This is a genomic window from Streptomyces sp. NPDC048416 (assembly GCF_043200435.1).
Classification (GTDB): domain Bacteria; phylum Actinomycetota; class Actinomycetes; order Streptomycetales; family Streptomycetaceae; genus Streptomyces.
The window spans coordinates 22,420-35,554 of the sequence record NZ_JBICXU010000008.1; the positions used below are offsets into that span (position 1 = coordinate 22,420).

At 72.3% G+C, this 13,135-nt stretch carries 12 protein-coding genes; all 12 read left to right on the forward strand.

What is annotated here, in order from left to right; all coding sequences use genetic code 11:
* The first annotated feature begins 88 nt into the window (after positions 1-88).
* The 12 genes from ACGFW5_RS13015 to ACGFW5_RS13070 all read left to right on the forward strand — a co-directional run bounded on the left by ACGFW5_RS13015 (position 89) and on the right by ACGFW5_RS13070 (position 13,134).
* The gene (locus ACGFW5_RS13015) at positions 89-715 is read left to right on the forward strand and encodes an NUDIX domain-containing protein (RefSeq protein WP_393834263.1); all 627 of its coding nucleotides are present in this window, start codon (positions 89-91) and stop codon (positions 713-715) included.
* Positions 716-923: 208 nt separating this feature from the next.
* On the forward strand, positions 924-2,951 hold the full coding sequence (locus ACGFW5_RS13020; protein ID WP_393834264.1) for a tetratricopeptide repeat protein: 2,028 nt from the start codon (positions 924-926) through the stop codon (positions 2,949-2,951).
* A gap of 163 nt (positions 2,952-3,114) precedes the next feature.
* Positions 3,115-4,230: an alanine dehydrogenase gene (gene ald, locus ACGFW5_RS13025; RefSeq protein ID WP_393834265.1), complete on the forward strand. Its 1,116-nt coding sequence runs from the start codon at positions 3,115-3,117 to the stop codon at positions 4,228-4,230.
* Positions 4,231-4,634: 404 nt separating this feature from the next.
* Positions 4,635-5,753 carry a ParA family protein gene (locus ACGFW5_RS13030; protein WP_393834266.1) on the forward strand — a complete coding sequence of 373 codons (1,119 nt, stop codon included), beginning with the start codon at positions 4,635-4,637 and terminating at the stop codon, positions 5,751-5,753.
* Positions 5,738-6,268, forward strand: a complete 531-nt coding sequence (locus ACGFW5_RS13035) for a hypothetical protein (protein WP_393834267.1) — start codon at positions 5,738-5,740, stop codon at positions 6,266-6,268. Before ACGFW5_RS13030 ends, ACGFW5_RS13035 begins: the two co-directional genes overlap by 16 nt.
* Positions 6,269-6,331: 63 nt before the next feature.
* Positions 6,332-7,519 carry a segregation/condensation protein A gene (locus ACGFW5_RS13040; RefSeq protein ID WP_393834268.1) on the forward strand — a complete coding sequence of 396 codons (1,188 nt, stop codon included), beginning with the start codon at positions 6,332-6,334 and terminating at the stop codon, positions 7,517-7,519.
* Positions 7,516-8,151: an SMC-Scp complex subunit ScpB gene (gene scpB / locus ACGFW5_RS13045; RefSeq protein ID WP_393834269.1), complete on the forward strand. Its 636-nt coding sequence runs from the start codon at positions 7,516-7,518 to the stop codon at positions 8,149-8,151. The genes ACGFW5_RS13040 and scpB overlap by 4 nt, the downstream gene beginning before the upstream one ends.
* Positions 8,151-9,353 (forward strand): pseudouridine synthase, encoded by a 1,203-nt coding sequence (locus ACGFW5_RS13050; protein WP_393834270.1) that lies wholly within the window; start codon positions 8,151-8,153, stop codon positions 9,351-9,353. The genes scpB and ACGFW5_RS13050 overlap by 1 nt, the downstream gene beginning before the upstream one ends.
* A 274-nt stretch (positions 9,354-9,627) precedes the next feature.
* Entirely contained in the window at positions 9,628-10,245 is a 618-nt protein-coding gene (pnuC, locus tag ACGFW5_RS13055) for a nicotinamide riboside transporter PnuC (protein ID WP_393834271.1), read from the forward strand.
* A complete protein-coding gene (locus tag ACGFW5_RS13060) occupies positions 10,242-11,324 on the forward strand; it encodes an AAA family ATPase (protein WP_393834272.1) in 1,083 nt (360 codons plus the stop codon). Before pnuC ends, ACGFW5_RS13060 begins: the two co-directional genes overlap by 4 nt.
* A gap of 125 nt (positions 11,325-11,449) precedes the next feature.
* Entirely contained in the window at positions 11,450-12,124 is a 675-nt protein-coding gene (locus ACGFW5_RS13065) for an NUDIX domain-containing protein (RefSeq protein WP_393834457.1), read from the forward strand.
* The gene (locus ACGFW5_RS13070) at positions 12,121-13,134 is read left to right on the forward strand and encodes an ADP-ribosylglycohydrolase family protein (RefSeq protein WP_393834273.1); all 1,014 of its coding nucleotides are present in this window, start codon (positions 12,121-12,123) and stop codon (positions 13,132-13,134) included. Before ACGFW5_RS13065 ends, ACGFW5_RS13070 begins: the two co-directional genes overlap by 4 nt.
* The last annotated feature ends 1 nt before the right edge of the window (position 13,135 follow it).

The following is a 13,135-nucleotide window of genomic DNA, read 5'->3' on the forward strand; positions in this document are numbered from 1 at the left end:
TTGCCGGGGTAGGGGTCCCTCACGGGGCCCCTGCCCCGGTTTCTGTTTTTGCTCTTCAGTTGTGCGCGCACCGTGGGAGGACGCCGACATGGCCATCGAGGACACCGCCGAACACTGGCAGGTCGTGGCGAGTGCCACCCCCTTCACCGGGCACAAGACCGGCGTGCGGACCGACGACGTCGTGATGCCCGACGGCTCGGTCCATCAGCGCGACTACCAGGTCCATCCGGGCTCGGTGGCGATCCTCGCCCTGGACGACGAGGGCCGGGTCCTGGTGCTGCGCCAGTACCGCCACCCCGTGCGCCACAAGCTCTGGGAGATCCCGGCCGGGCTGCTCGACGTGCCCGGTGAGAACCCGCTGCACGCCGCCCAGCGCGAGCTGTACGAGGAGGCGCACGTCAAGGCCGAGCGGTGGCACGTCCTGAGCGATGTGTACACGAGTCCCGGCGGCAGCGACGAAGCCGTACGGATCTTCCTGGCCCGGGACCTCTCGGAGGCCGACGGCGAGCGCTTCGAGGTCGCCGAGGAGGAGGCCGACATGGAGCTCGCCCGGGTGCCGCTCGACGACCTCGTACGCGGCGTGCTCGCCGGGGAGCTGCACAACACGTGCCTGGTGGTCGGCGTGCTCGCGCTGTCGGCCGTGCTGCGCGGTGACGGCGTCGACGCGCTGCGCCCGGCCGAGGCGCCGTGGCCCGCCCGCCCCTTCGACGCGTGAGCTCGGCCTCTCGCTTCGGCGCGTGAGCTCGGCCGCGCGCGCGGCCGCCTGCCCACCTCGCGCCCTTGCGATCTGAAAATCTGCTGATCCGATCGGGCGACATCCCCGCCGCGCTCCACCCGAACGGTCACGAAGCGTGAACTACGCTCGGACTGCCCGTGCGGAGACCCGCACGGTCTCCAGTGCGCAGGCGGACGGAGCGTGGCCCGTGACGGATCAGGCGGTGGACGTGGGTGGCGCAGCCGCCGGGCAGCGCACGGAGGAATTCCTGGGCAGGCACCGGGAGTTGAAGGAACTCCGGGCCGACATCGAACGGGCCGGACTTGACACCCTGTCAGGAAAGAAGTCGCCCCGGGCCAGGGTTCTGCTCATCGCCGGACGGCCCGGATCCGGGCGCACCGCGCTGGCGGCCGAGCTGGCCCGCCAGGTCGCGGGCCGCTACCCCGACGGGGTGCTGCGCGCCGCGCTCACCGAGCCCGGCGGAGCGCGGGTCCCCGTCGAGCGGGTCGCCCGGGACCTGCTCGACGTCCTGAAAGTGCCGGCCCCGCCGGGGGCGGGCCAGGACGAGCTGACCGAGCTGGTCCGGGGCGCGCTCGCGGACCGCCGGGCGATCGTGCTGCTCGACGACGCGGCGGACGCGGAGCAGGTCGGCCCGCTCCTGCCCGACACCTCCCGCTGCCTGGTCGTGGCGACGGCGGCGGGACCGCTCACCGGGATCCCGGACGTCCGCCCCTGCACCCTCGGCGGTCTCGACGTCAAGTCGGCCGTCGAGCTCCTGGAGGGCTTCACCGGCGCGGTGCGCGTCACGGTGGACCCGCGCGCCGCCGAGAGCCTTGTCGAGGCGTGCGGGGGACAGCCCGCCGCCCTCGTCCTGGTGGGCGGCTGGCTCGCGGCCCGGCCCAAGGCCGCCGTCGCCGACGTGGCCAAGCAACTGCGTGCCATGTCCGACGACGTGGCCGAACTCCCCCTCGCCGCACGGCCGTTGGCCCGCTCCTTCCGCCTCGTGTACGAATGCCTCTCGCAGCCGGCCGCGCGGATACTGCGACTGCTCTGTCTCGCTCCCGCCGGGATCGCCGACGCGCACACCGCCTCTGCGCTGGCCGGCTGCTCGGTCTCGGGCGCCCAGACGGCCCTGAACGACTTCGTGGCGTACGGACTGCTGCGCAGGGACCCGGACGCGCCCGAGCAGTACCGGGTGCCCGGCGCGCTCGCGCCGCTGCTGCACACGCTCTGCGACAGCGTGGACCGGCCCGGCGAGGTGCAGCTGGCCCGCGCCCGCATGCTGGAGCGGACCGTCCGGCTGCTCCAGTCCTGCCGCGCCGTCACCGAGCCGGAGGGCTCGCCCGCCCGCAAGCGGCTCGCGGGGCTTCCGCGCGCCCTGCGCTTCCCCAGCCGCTCGGCGGCCGACGCCTGGCTCAGCGGCCGGCGGCCGGCCCTGCTCGCCGCCGCCCGCGTCGCCGTCCAGGACGGCGAGCTCGACACCCTCGCCCGCCGTCTCGTCGCGGCCCTGGTGCGGGCGCTCGCCGCCCACCGGGGCGCCGAGGCCGCGGCCCCCGACCTGTACGGCCTGCACCAGCTCGTCCTCGACGTCGCCGAGCGGCGCGCACTGCACCGGGAGAAGGCGGCCGCGCTGCTCAACCTCGGCGACCTGGACGCGGGGACCGGACGCACCACCGAGGCGCTGGCCCGTTACCGGCTCGCGCTGGACGCCGGGCGCGCGGCGAACGATCCGTACGCCACCGGCCGCGCGATGGAATCCGTAGGCGGCGCGCACCAGGAGCTGGGGGACTGGCACCGGGCGTCCGACTGGTACGGCCGCGCCCTCTCCCAGCGGCTCGCCCGCGGTGAGCGCGCCGACGAGGCCCGGCTGTACGGCCGGCTCGCCACCGTGCACACCTATGCGGGCCGCTACGGCGAGGCGCTGCGGTGCTGGCGCGCCGCGGTGGCCGGATACCGACGGCTCGGCGATCTCCCCAGCCAGGCAAGGGCGTTGAGCGAGGCGGCCCGGGTCCAGGAGTACGCCGGGCGCCCCGAGGAGTCGCTGCGCACCTGCCGGGAGGCGGTGGAGCAGGCGCGCAGGGCCGATGATCTGCGGTTGCAGGCCGCGCTCCAGCTCCGGCTCGCCGACACCCTCGACCGGCTCGGCGACCCCACGGCCGCCCGATTGCACCGCACGACGGCCGATCGACTTCTGGAAGATGAGGCAGCAGCCCCAAACGACCTGCGAAATCCGTAGCGCTTCAGCCAAAGGTTGGAGCTTTGTAAGGGTAGACAGCGGGAAAACCTTCATTAGACTGGCTCTGCCGCAACTCCCTGCGGTGCCTCCCGGTGTGCCGTCGTGCGTCCGGGTATGTATGGCATTGCCCCCCTTTTCCCCTGAGCCAAGGACCGTGATCGACGTGAAGGTCGGTATCCCCCGCGAGGTCAAGAACAACGAGTTCCGGGTGGCCATCACCCCCGCCGGCGTGCACGAGCTCGTGCGCCACGGCCACCAGGTCTTCGTCGAGCAGAACGCCGGCGTCGGCTCCTCGATCACGGACGCCGAGTACGTGGGCGCCGGCGCGGAGATCCTCCCCACCGCCGACGAGGTCTGGGCCACCGCCGACCTGCTGCTCAAGGTCAAGGAGCCCATCGCGGAGGAGTACCACCGCCTCCGCAAGGACCAGACGCTCTTCACCTACCTGCACCTCGCCGCCTCCCGCGCGTGCACGGACGCCCTCCTGGAGTCCGGCACCACCGCGATCGCGTACGAGACCGTCGAGACGGCCGGCCGCCAGCTGCCGCTGCTGGCCCCGATGTCCGAGGTCGCGGGCCGGCTCGCCCCCCAGGTCGGCGCCTACCACCTGATGCGCTCGGCCGGTGGCCGCGGCGTGCTGCCCGGCGGCGTCCCCGGCACCCACGCCGGCAAGGCCGTCGTCATCGGTGGCGGCGTCTCCGGCTGGAACGCCACGCAGATCGCCGTCGGCATGGGCTTCCACGTGACCCTGCTCGACAAGGACATCAACAAGCTCCGCGAGGCCGACAAGGTCTTCGGCACCAAGGTGCAGACGATCGTCTCCAACGCCTACGAGCTGGAGAAGGCCGTCGTCGAGGCCGACCTCGTCGTCGGCGCGGTGCTCATCCCCGGCGCCAAGGCCCCGAAGCTGGTCACCAACGAGCTCGTCGCCAAGATGAAGCCCGGAAGTGTCCTTGTCGACATCGCGATCGACCAGGGCGGCTGCTTCGAGGACTCGCGTCCGACCACCCACGCCGAGCCGACCTTCATGGTCCACAACTCGGTCTTCTACTGCGTCGCCAACATGCCGGGCGCGGTGCCGAACACCTCCACGTACGCCCTCACCAACGCCACGCTGCCCTACATCGTGTCGCTGGCGAACAACGGCTGGGTCGAGGCGCTGCGTCGCGACGCAGCGCTCGCGCTGGGCCTCAACACCCATGACGGCCAGGTCGTTTACGGTCCCGTCGCCGACGCCCACGGCCTGCCGCACGTGGAGCTGCACTCGCTCCTCGGCTAGTAAAACGCCGGTTCGTCAACGCGGACCGTCAACGTCACACATCCGGCCGGACCTTGTGGACCAAGGTCCGGCCGGATGTGTATCGCGACACTTCTGCCCCCCTGTGACCGGCTCGCTCAACTCGCCTCGAACGTAACCCTTTAACCGTTTCGAGCACGGGTGAAACGTGGGCTCCGGTGCCTGCACGCCCTTGACAGAGCGGTGTTCGGTTGCCGACACATCGGGCCGGGTCCGGCGGATTGTGTTGCTGCGGACCGGTGACACGCCATAGAGTCGCCAACCGTCGGCATGGTGCCACGCTGACCTATCGATAAAGTTTCCTGGTCACGTCCAAGGAGGTAAGACGACTTGTGAATGAGTCGACATTTACTCCCGGAGGTGGTCACTCAGGAATCCCTGCGGGGATGTCCGTACGGGGCCAGAGCCCTTCGGGGCCCAAGGCTGTCGGCTCCGTCGCGGTCCGCACCTTCGAAACCACCCAGCACATGACGACAGCCCCACGGATGATGGACGGCCTACACGTGAACGCCACGGCCGGCAACGAGAGCGGCCGGGACACCGCCGCCCTCGCCGACTTTGACGAGGTGCCCCAGGGGCACTTCTACGACCCCGACGCCGAGTACGAGCCCGACCCCGAGTACGCGGCCACCCTCGCGCCCGACGCCGCACGCCAGCGTCGCGAGCGGATCGGCCCCACCGGACGGCCGCTGCCGTACTTCCCGATCCCCGGTCCGCTGACCGACCACGGTCCCGCGAAGATCATCGCGATGTGCAACCAGAAGGGCGGCGTGGGCAAGACGACGTCGACCATCAACCTGGGTGCCGCGCTCGCGGAGTACGGACGGCGCGTGCTGCTCGTCGACTTCGACCCGCAGGGAGCTCTGTCGGTCGGCCTCGGCGTCAACCCGATGGAACTCGACCTCACCGTCTACAACCTGCTCATGGAGCGGGGCATGTCGGCCGACGAGGTGCTGCTCAAGACCGCGGTCCCCAACATGGACCTGCTGCCGAGCAACATCGACCTGTCCGCCGCGGAGGTGCAGTTGGTCAGCGAGGTCGCGCGCGAGTCCACGCTCCAGCGGGCGCTCAAGCCGCTGATGCAGGACTACGACTACATCGTGATCGACTGTCAGCCCTCGCTCGGTCTGCTCACCGTCAACGCCCTGACGGCGGCTCACAAGGTCATCGTGCCGCTGGAGTGCGAGTTCTTCGCGCTGCGCGGTGTGGCCCTGCTGACCGAGACCATCGAGAAGGTGCAGGAACGTCTCAACCCCGACCTGGAGCTGGACGGCATCCTCGCCACGATGTACGACTCGCGCACGGTGCACAGCCGCGAGGTCCTGGCCCGCGTGGTCGAGGCCTTCGACGACCACGTCTACCACACGGTCATCGGCCGGACGGTGCGCTTCCCGGAGACCACCGTCGCCGGTGAGCCGATCACGACGTACGCGTCCAACTCCGTCGGCGCGGCCGCCTACCGTCAGCTTGCCAGGGAGGTGCTCGCCCGGTGTCACGCCGAGTGAGTCTGCCCGGGGCCGACGAGCTGTTCCGTACGACCGGGGGGATGGCGCTGTCGCCGTCCGCTCCGAGGCGGGGGGCCAACGCGGAGGCGCGGGTGCCCGCCCCGGCGGGTGAGAGCGAGCCCGTCGCCGCCGAGCAGGCCCCCGAGGCGGAGCACACCGCCGCCGACGAGGACTCCGGCACGGCGGAACCGCGCAGCCGCGGCGCCGCCGAGGCGGAGGCCAAGGCCCGGCGCACGCCCCCGCAGGGCGGCTCCGGCACCGCACAGCAGCGGCGCCGTCAGCGGGCGGCCAACCGGCGGCCCAGCGGGCGCGAGCGGCACGACGAGAAGATCACCGTGTACGTGTCCGCCGAGGAGCTGATGGACCTGGAGCACGCGCGCCTGGTCCTGCGCGGTGAGCACGGGCTCGCGGTGGACCGCGGGCGGATCGTGCGGGAGGCGGTCGCCGTGGTCCTCGCCGACCTGGAGTCGCGGGGCGACGCGAGCATTCTCGTACGGCGTCTTCGGGGGCGGTAGCGGTTAGCCTGCGGCGGAGCCCCCTCGCCCCGCCCACCCGCCTTTTTCTCCCCTGGACCACCCTTGCCGACTGCTGACGAGCCCGACGTTCCCGCTGCGCGAGGGGTGCGGCGTGCGCTGGGGCGGGGGCCCGGGGGGATGACCCCCACCCCGCCCCTTCCCGAGGCCCTCAGGGGGTCGGATTCGGGTGAGGCCGAGTGGGTGGCGCCAGGGCCCGCGGGGCCCGCGGCGGAGCCGCCCATGAGCACAGCGCCCCCGGACCCCCGCTCCTCAGACGCCTCAGGGGCTGAATGTGGGCCTGACGGGGTTGCATCGCCAACGGCTGACGACGAGCCGGCGCCCGCCGAAGCCGAAGCCGCACCGGATGCCGGTTTTGAAGCCGGTACCGCACCCGCACCGGAGCCCGGTTCCGAAGCCGGTACCGCACCCGCACCCGCACCCGAGCCCGGTGACGGGCGGTTCACCGTGCGGCTCGCCAACTTCGAGGGGCCCTTCGACCTGCTCCTCCAGCTGATCTCCAAGCACAAGATGGACGTGACCGAGGTCGCCCTGTCCAAGGTCACCGACGAGTTCATGGCGCACATCAGGGCCATGGGCCCGGACTGGGACCTGGATCAGACGACCGAGTTCCTGGTCGTGGCCGCCACCCTGCTCGACCTCAAGGCGGCCCGGCTGCTGCCCGCCGCCGAGGTCGAGGACGAGGCCGATCTCGCGCTGCTGGAGGCCCGTGACCTGCTGTTCGCGCGGCTGCTCCAGTACCGGGCGTACAAGCGGGTCGCGGACATCTTCAGTGAGCGGCTGGACGGCGAGGCGCGCAGACATCCCCGTACCGTGGGCCTGGAGACGCACCTCGCCGAGCTGCTGCCCGATGTCGTGATCAGCATCGGCGCGGAGGGCTTCGCGAAGCTGGCCGTCAAGGCCATGCAGCCCAGGGCGAAGCCGCAGGTGTACGTCGACCACATCCACGCCCCGCTCGTCTCGGTGCGGGAGCAGGCCGCGATCGTGGTGGCGCGGCTGCGCGAGGCAGGGGAGACCAGCTTCCGGGTACTGGCCGCGGACGCCCCGGACACCCTGACCGTGGTCGCCCGCTTCCTGGCCCTCCTGGAGCTCTACCGCGAGAAAGCCGTCGTCCTGGACCAGGACGAGGCCCTGGGGGAGCTGATGGTGCGCTGGAGCGGCCAGGAGGGCGACGCGATGCCGACGGTGACCGATGAGTTCGACCATGTGGTGACGGAGGAGGAGACGGCATGAGCGCAGAAGGCGTGAGCGAGGAACTGGCGCTGAAGCCCGCCCTGGAGGCCGTCCTCATGGTCGTCGACGAGCCCGCCACCGAGGAACACCTCGCCAAGGTCCTCGAACGGCCGCGACGGGCCGTGGCGGACGCCCTGCGGGAGCTGGCCGACGAGTACACCGTCCAGGGCCGCGGCTTCGAGCTGCGGCTCGTGGCGGGCGGCTGGCGGTTCTACAGCCGGGCCGCGTACGCCGACGCCGTCGAGGGCTTCGTCCTGGACGGCCAGCAGGCGCGGCTCACCCAGGCGGCCCTGGAAACCCTGGCGGTCGTCGCGTACCGCCAGCCGGTGAGCCGGTCGCGGGTCTCCGCGGTGCGCGGAGTGAACTGTGACGGGGTCATGCGGACCCTGCTCCAGCGGGGTCTGGTCGACGAGGCGGGCACGGAACCCGAAACAGGTGCGATCCTTTACAGGACGACGAACTACTTTCTGGAGCGGATGGGCCTGCGCGGCCTGGACGAGCTCCCGGAGCTCGCGCCCTTCCTCCCCGAGGCGGACGCGATCGAGGCAGAGACGCTGGAGGGTGTTCCGTCGTTCGACCCGGACGCGCCGGACGCGCCGGAGACCCACGCAGACGACAAGACGGACATGTGATGCGAAGCAGCAGCGGCAGGAACAGCAGCGGAAACAACGGCGGGAGCCGTGGTGGCAACAGCGGCGGCCGCGGCAGCAGTGGTGGTGGTGCCGGAGGCCGGGGCGGCAGCGGCGGCGGCGGTAACCGCGGCGCCGGTGGCGGCGGCGGCCGGGACGGCCAGCGCCAGGGCGGCGGCCCGCGCCAGAGCGGCAGCGGCAAGCAGCGCCCCCCGCGCCCCGAGGAGCGCACCTACGACGTGGGCGGCTTCGACGACAAGTCGGGCACCCCGCGCAGCGGCCGCGGCGCCTCGGCGCGCGGCGGCGCCAAGGGCGGCCCCAAGTCGCCGCAGGGCGGCACCCCGGTCCGCCGGGGCCCGCACGGCCAGCGGCTCGGCCAGGCCCGTCCGCGCGAGCTCGACGCCAAGATCGAGCAGCGCAACCGCGACCGGTACGCGGACAAGCCGGACGTGAAGACCCCCAAGACGTTCCCCGGCGCCGAGCAGGAGGGCGAGCGCCTGCAGAAGGTGCTGGCCAGGGCCGGCATGGGTTCGCGCCGCGCCTGCGAGGAGCTGATCGAGCAGGCCCGCGTCGAGGTCAACGGCGAGATCGTGCTCGAACAGGGCAAGCGCGTCGACCCCGAGAAGGACGAGATCAAGGTGGACGGCCTCACCGTCGCCACCCAGTCGTACCTGTTCTTCGCGCTGAACAAGCCGGCCGGCGTCGTCTCCACCATGGAGGACCCGGACGGCCGCCAGTGCCTCGGTGACTACGTCACCAACCGCGAGACCCGGCTCTTCCACGTCGGCCGGCTCGACACCGAGACCGAGGGCATCATCCTGCTCACCAACCACGGCGAGCTGGCCCACCGTCTGACCCACCCCAAGTACGGCGTGAAGAAGACCTACCTGGCCGCCATCACGGGCCCGCTGCCGCGCGAGATCGGCAAGCGGCTCAAGGAGGGCATCCAGCTGGAGGACGGCTACGCGCGCGCCGACGCCTTCCGCGTCATCCAGCAGACCGGCAAGAACTACCTCGTCGAGATCGAGCTCCACGAGGGCCGCAAGCACATCGTGCGCCGCATGATGGCCGAGGCGGGCTTCCCGGTCGAGAAGCTGGTGCGCGTCGGGTTCGGCCCGATCGGGCTGGGCGACCAGAAGTCCGGCTGGCTGCGCCGCCTCACCAACACCGAGGTCGGCATGCTGATGCGCGAGGTCGAGCTCTAAAGCACCCGAGGTCTGAAGAGCCGAGGTCTGAAGAGCCGAGGTCTGAGGAGGCCGAGGTCTGAGGAGGCCGAGGTCTGAGGAGGCCGAGGTCTGAGGAGGTCGCGCTCCAACCAGGTCGCGCTCCAACAAGGTGCGCTCCAAGGAGGTCGCGCTCCAAGGACCCGCAACACCCGCTGAGAGAGCCCGGTTTCCCCCTGTCGAGGGGAAGCCGGGCTCTTTCGTCGTGCGCGGCCCGAGGCCTTGTGCGCCCACGCCGACCCCCTTTATAGTCACAGTGACCATTAAGGAGGTCGGCGTGAGCCTCACCTGGACGGAAATCCTCGGCTTCGCCAGCGGCGCGCTCTGCGTCTGGCTGGTGGCCCGGCAGCACATCGCCAACTGGCCGGTGGGCCTTGCCAACAACGTGTTCTTCATCGTGCTGTTCCTCCAGGCGGGCCTGTACGCCGACGCCGGGCTCCAGGTCGTCTTCATCGTCCTCGCCGCGTACGGCTGGTGGACCTGGGCCCACGGGGGTGGACCAGGTCCCGGCGCACTCGCGGTCCGGCGGACGACCCGCACCGAGTGGCAGTGGCTGCTCGCGGCGGGGGCGGTGGGGACCGTCGCGCTGACCTTCCTGCTCGGCGCGGCCACCGACTCGACCGTCCCGTTCTGGGACGCGCTCACCACGGCGCTGTCCCTGACGGCGACGTACGGGCAGTGCAAGAAGCTCGTCGAGTCCTGGTGGCTGTGGATCGCGGCGGACGTGGTGTACATCCCGCTCTACGCCTCCAAGGAGCTCTATCTGACCTCGCTCCTGTACGTCGGCTTCCTGACCCTGTGCCTGATCGGACTGCGGGGCTGGCGGCGTGAGCTGGGTGCCCGGCCCGGCGGGCTCGTGGAGGCGACGGCGTGAAGCGTTACGAACACGGCCTGGTCCTCGGCAAGTTCTATCCGCCGCACGCCGGCCACCACCACCTGGTGAACACCGCGGCCGGCCGCTGTGAACGGCTCACGGTCCTGGTGTGCGCGGCCTCCGTGGAGACGATCCCGCTGGCCGAACGGGTCCGGTGGATGCGCGAGGCACATCCGGGCGCCCGCATCGTGGGGGCCGTCGACGACACCGAGATGGACCTGGTCGACCCGCGCATATGGGACGCCCACATGGCGGTCTTCCGGGGCGCGGTCCCCGAGCGGGTGGACGCGGTCTTCACCTCCGAGTCCTACGGTGACGAACTCGCCCGCCGCTTCGACGCCGAGCACGTCCTCGTCGACCAGGACCGCACGCTGTTCCCCGTCTCCGGCACCGCCGTGCGCAAGGACCCCGTGGGCAGCTGGGACTACCTCGCGGCCCCGGTACGGGCCTGGCTCGCCCGGCGCGTGGTCGTGCTCGGCGCCGAGTCCACCGGCACCACCACGATGGCCCGCGCCCTCGCCGGGCACTACCGCGCCCGAGGCGGCGTCTGGGCCCACACCCGATGGGTCGAGGAGTACGGGCGCGAGTACAGCGAGGGCAAGCTGGCCGCGCTGCGCGCCGGTCACCCGCAGGCGCGGTGGGAGGACGTCGCGTTCGGCTCGGACGAGTTCCCGGTGATCGCCCAGCGGCAGAACGAGCGCGAGAACAGTGCCGCCGGGCTCGGCTCGCCCGTGCTGTTCTGCGACACCGACTCCTTCGCCACCACGGTGTGGCACGAGCGCTACGTGGGCGACCGCAACCCGCGCGTCGACGCGGTCGCCGAACGGGCCGCGCCCCACCACCTGTGGCTGCTCACCGACCACGAAGGGGTGCCCTTCGAGGACGACGGGCTGCGCGACGGCGAGGAGCTGCGGCCCTGGATGACCGACCGCTTCCGGGCCGAACTGGCCCGTACAGGGCGGGAGTTCATCGCACTGCGCGGCCCGCACGAGGAGCGTCTGGCCACTGCGGTCGCCGCCGTGGACGCGCTGCTTGACCGGGGCTGGGACCTCGCCGACCCGCTGCGGGAGCGGCGGTGAGCGCCGCCGGGCCGGGCGGCCCGCACCAGGACCCCACCGGGACGGCGCGCGGCGAGGGCCGCACCCGTGCGGGCACAGCGCCCGAGGGGTACGACCCGCACGCCTTCGAACCGTTCGCCGTCACCGTGGACCTCGCCGTGTTCACGGTGCGCGAGGGCGCCCTGCACGCGCTGCTCATCCGGCGCGGCCAGGACCCGTACGCCGGGGCGTGGGCGCTGCCCGGCGGGTTCGTACGGCCCCGCGAGTCCGCCGAGGCCGCGGCCCGCCGCGAACTGGCCGAGGAGACGGGCCTGCCGGACGACGTGGTGGCCACCTTGCACCTGGAACAGCTGCGCACCTACAGCGAGCCCGACCGCGACCCCCGGATGCGGGTCGTGTCGGTGGCGTACACCGCGCTCGTGCCCGACCTGCCCGAACCGCGCGGCGGCGGCGACGCGGCGCACGCCGAGTGGGTCGCCTTCACCAGCCACCGACAGCTCGCCTTCGACCACGCCGACATCCTCGCCGACGCGCGCGTTCGCGTCGGCGCCAAGCTCGAATACACCTGCCTCGCCACCTCGTTCTGCCCGCCCGAGTTCACCCTCGGCGAGCTCCAGCAGGTGTACGAGACGGTCTGGGGCACCGTGCTCGACCGCCCCAACTTCCGCCGCAAGGTGCTTGCCACGCCCGGCTTCGTCGAGCAGGTGGCAGGCGCCTCGCGGCTGACCGGCGGCCGGGGCAAACCGGCCGCGCTCCACCGGGCCGGTCCAGCGACCGTGCTGCACCCGCCCCTGCTGCGCCCGGAGGGACGACAGACATGAACCGTGCCGCGAAACAGACCGCCACCGGAGCCCTGATCGGCCTCGCCCTGGGGGACGCCCTCGGCTTCCCGACCGAGTTCAACGACGTACCCGCGATCCTCGCCAAGTGCGGACCGTGGCGCGAGATGGCGCTGCCGAAACCCGCGACCGTCACCGACGACACCCAGATGACGCTCGCCCTCGGCCGTGGCATCCGCGCTGCCATGGCCCGCGGGCTGCTCGACCCCGGCCGCCTCGAAGGCCCGGTCCGCGAGGAGTTCATCGCCTGGTACCACTCGCCCGAGAACAACCGCGCCCCCGGCCGCACCTGCCTGGTGGCCTGCGCCCAGCTGGACCAGGGGCTGCCGTGGCGGCAGGCGAGCCGGATCGGCTCCAAGGGCTGCGGCGCCAACATGCGGGTCGCGCCCATCGGCCTGGTGCCCGGCCTGAGCGAGGAACAGCGGGCGGGCGCCGCCCAGTTGCAGTCCGCGCTCACCCACGGCCACCCCACCGCGCTCGCCGCATCCGACCTCACCGCGCGTGCCGTGCACCTGCTCGCCCAGGGCGCCGACCCGGCGGGCCTGGTCGGCCGGCTGCGCTCCTACGCGTACGAGAACCGCACCCGCTACCACGAGCGCTGGCTCGGCGACCTGTGGACGCGCTCGCAGGACCCGAGCCCCGGCCACTTCATCGCACGCGGCTGGGACGACTGCCTCGACGCCCTGGACCGGGTGCTCAAGGCGCTCCGCGACCCCTCGCCCGAGACCGACCCCTGCCTGGCCACGGGGGACGGCTGGATCGCCGAGGAAGCCCTCGCCACGGCCCTGCACTGCTTCCTGCTCTTTCCCGACGAGCCCCTGACCGCCCTGCGCCGGGCGGCCTGCACCCAGGGCGACTCGGACTCCATCGCGTGCCTGGCCGGCGCCTTCGCGGGCGCCCACCTCGGGGCGGCGGCCTGGCCCAAGGAGTGGGCCGAGCGCATCGAGTACCGCAGCGAACTCCTGACCCTGGGGGCGCTCTGGGATGCTTGAG

Coding starts and splice junctions, on each gene's coding strand:
- ACGFW5_RS13015 (WP_393834263.1), top strand. CDS start 89: ATGGCCATCGAGGACACCGCCGAACACTGGCAGGTCGTGGCGAGTGCC.
- ACGFW5_RS13030 (WP_393834266.1), top strand. CDS start 4,635: ATGTCCGTACGGGGCCAGAGCCCTTCGGGGCCCAAGGCTGTCGGCTCC.
- scpB (WP_393834269.1), top strand. CDS start 7,516: ATGAGCGCAGAAGGCGTGAGCGAGGAACTGGCGCTGAAGCCCGCCCTG.
- ACGFW5_RS13050 (WP_393834270.1), top strand. CDS start 8,151: ATGCGAAGCAGCAGCGGCAGGAACAGCAGCGGAAACAACGGCGGGAGC.
- ACGFW5_RS13070 (WP_393834273.1), top strand. CDS start 12,121: ATGAACCGTGCCGCGAAACAGACCGCCACCGGAGCCCTGATCGGCCTC.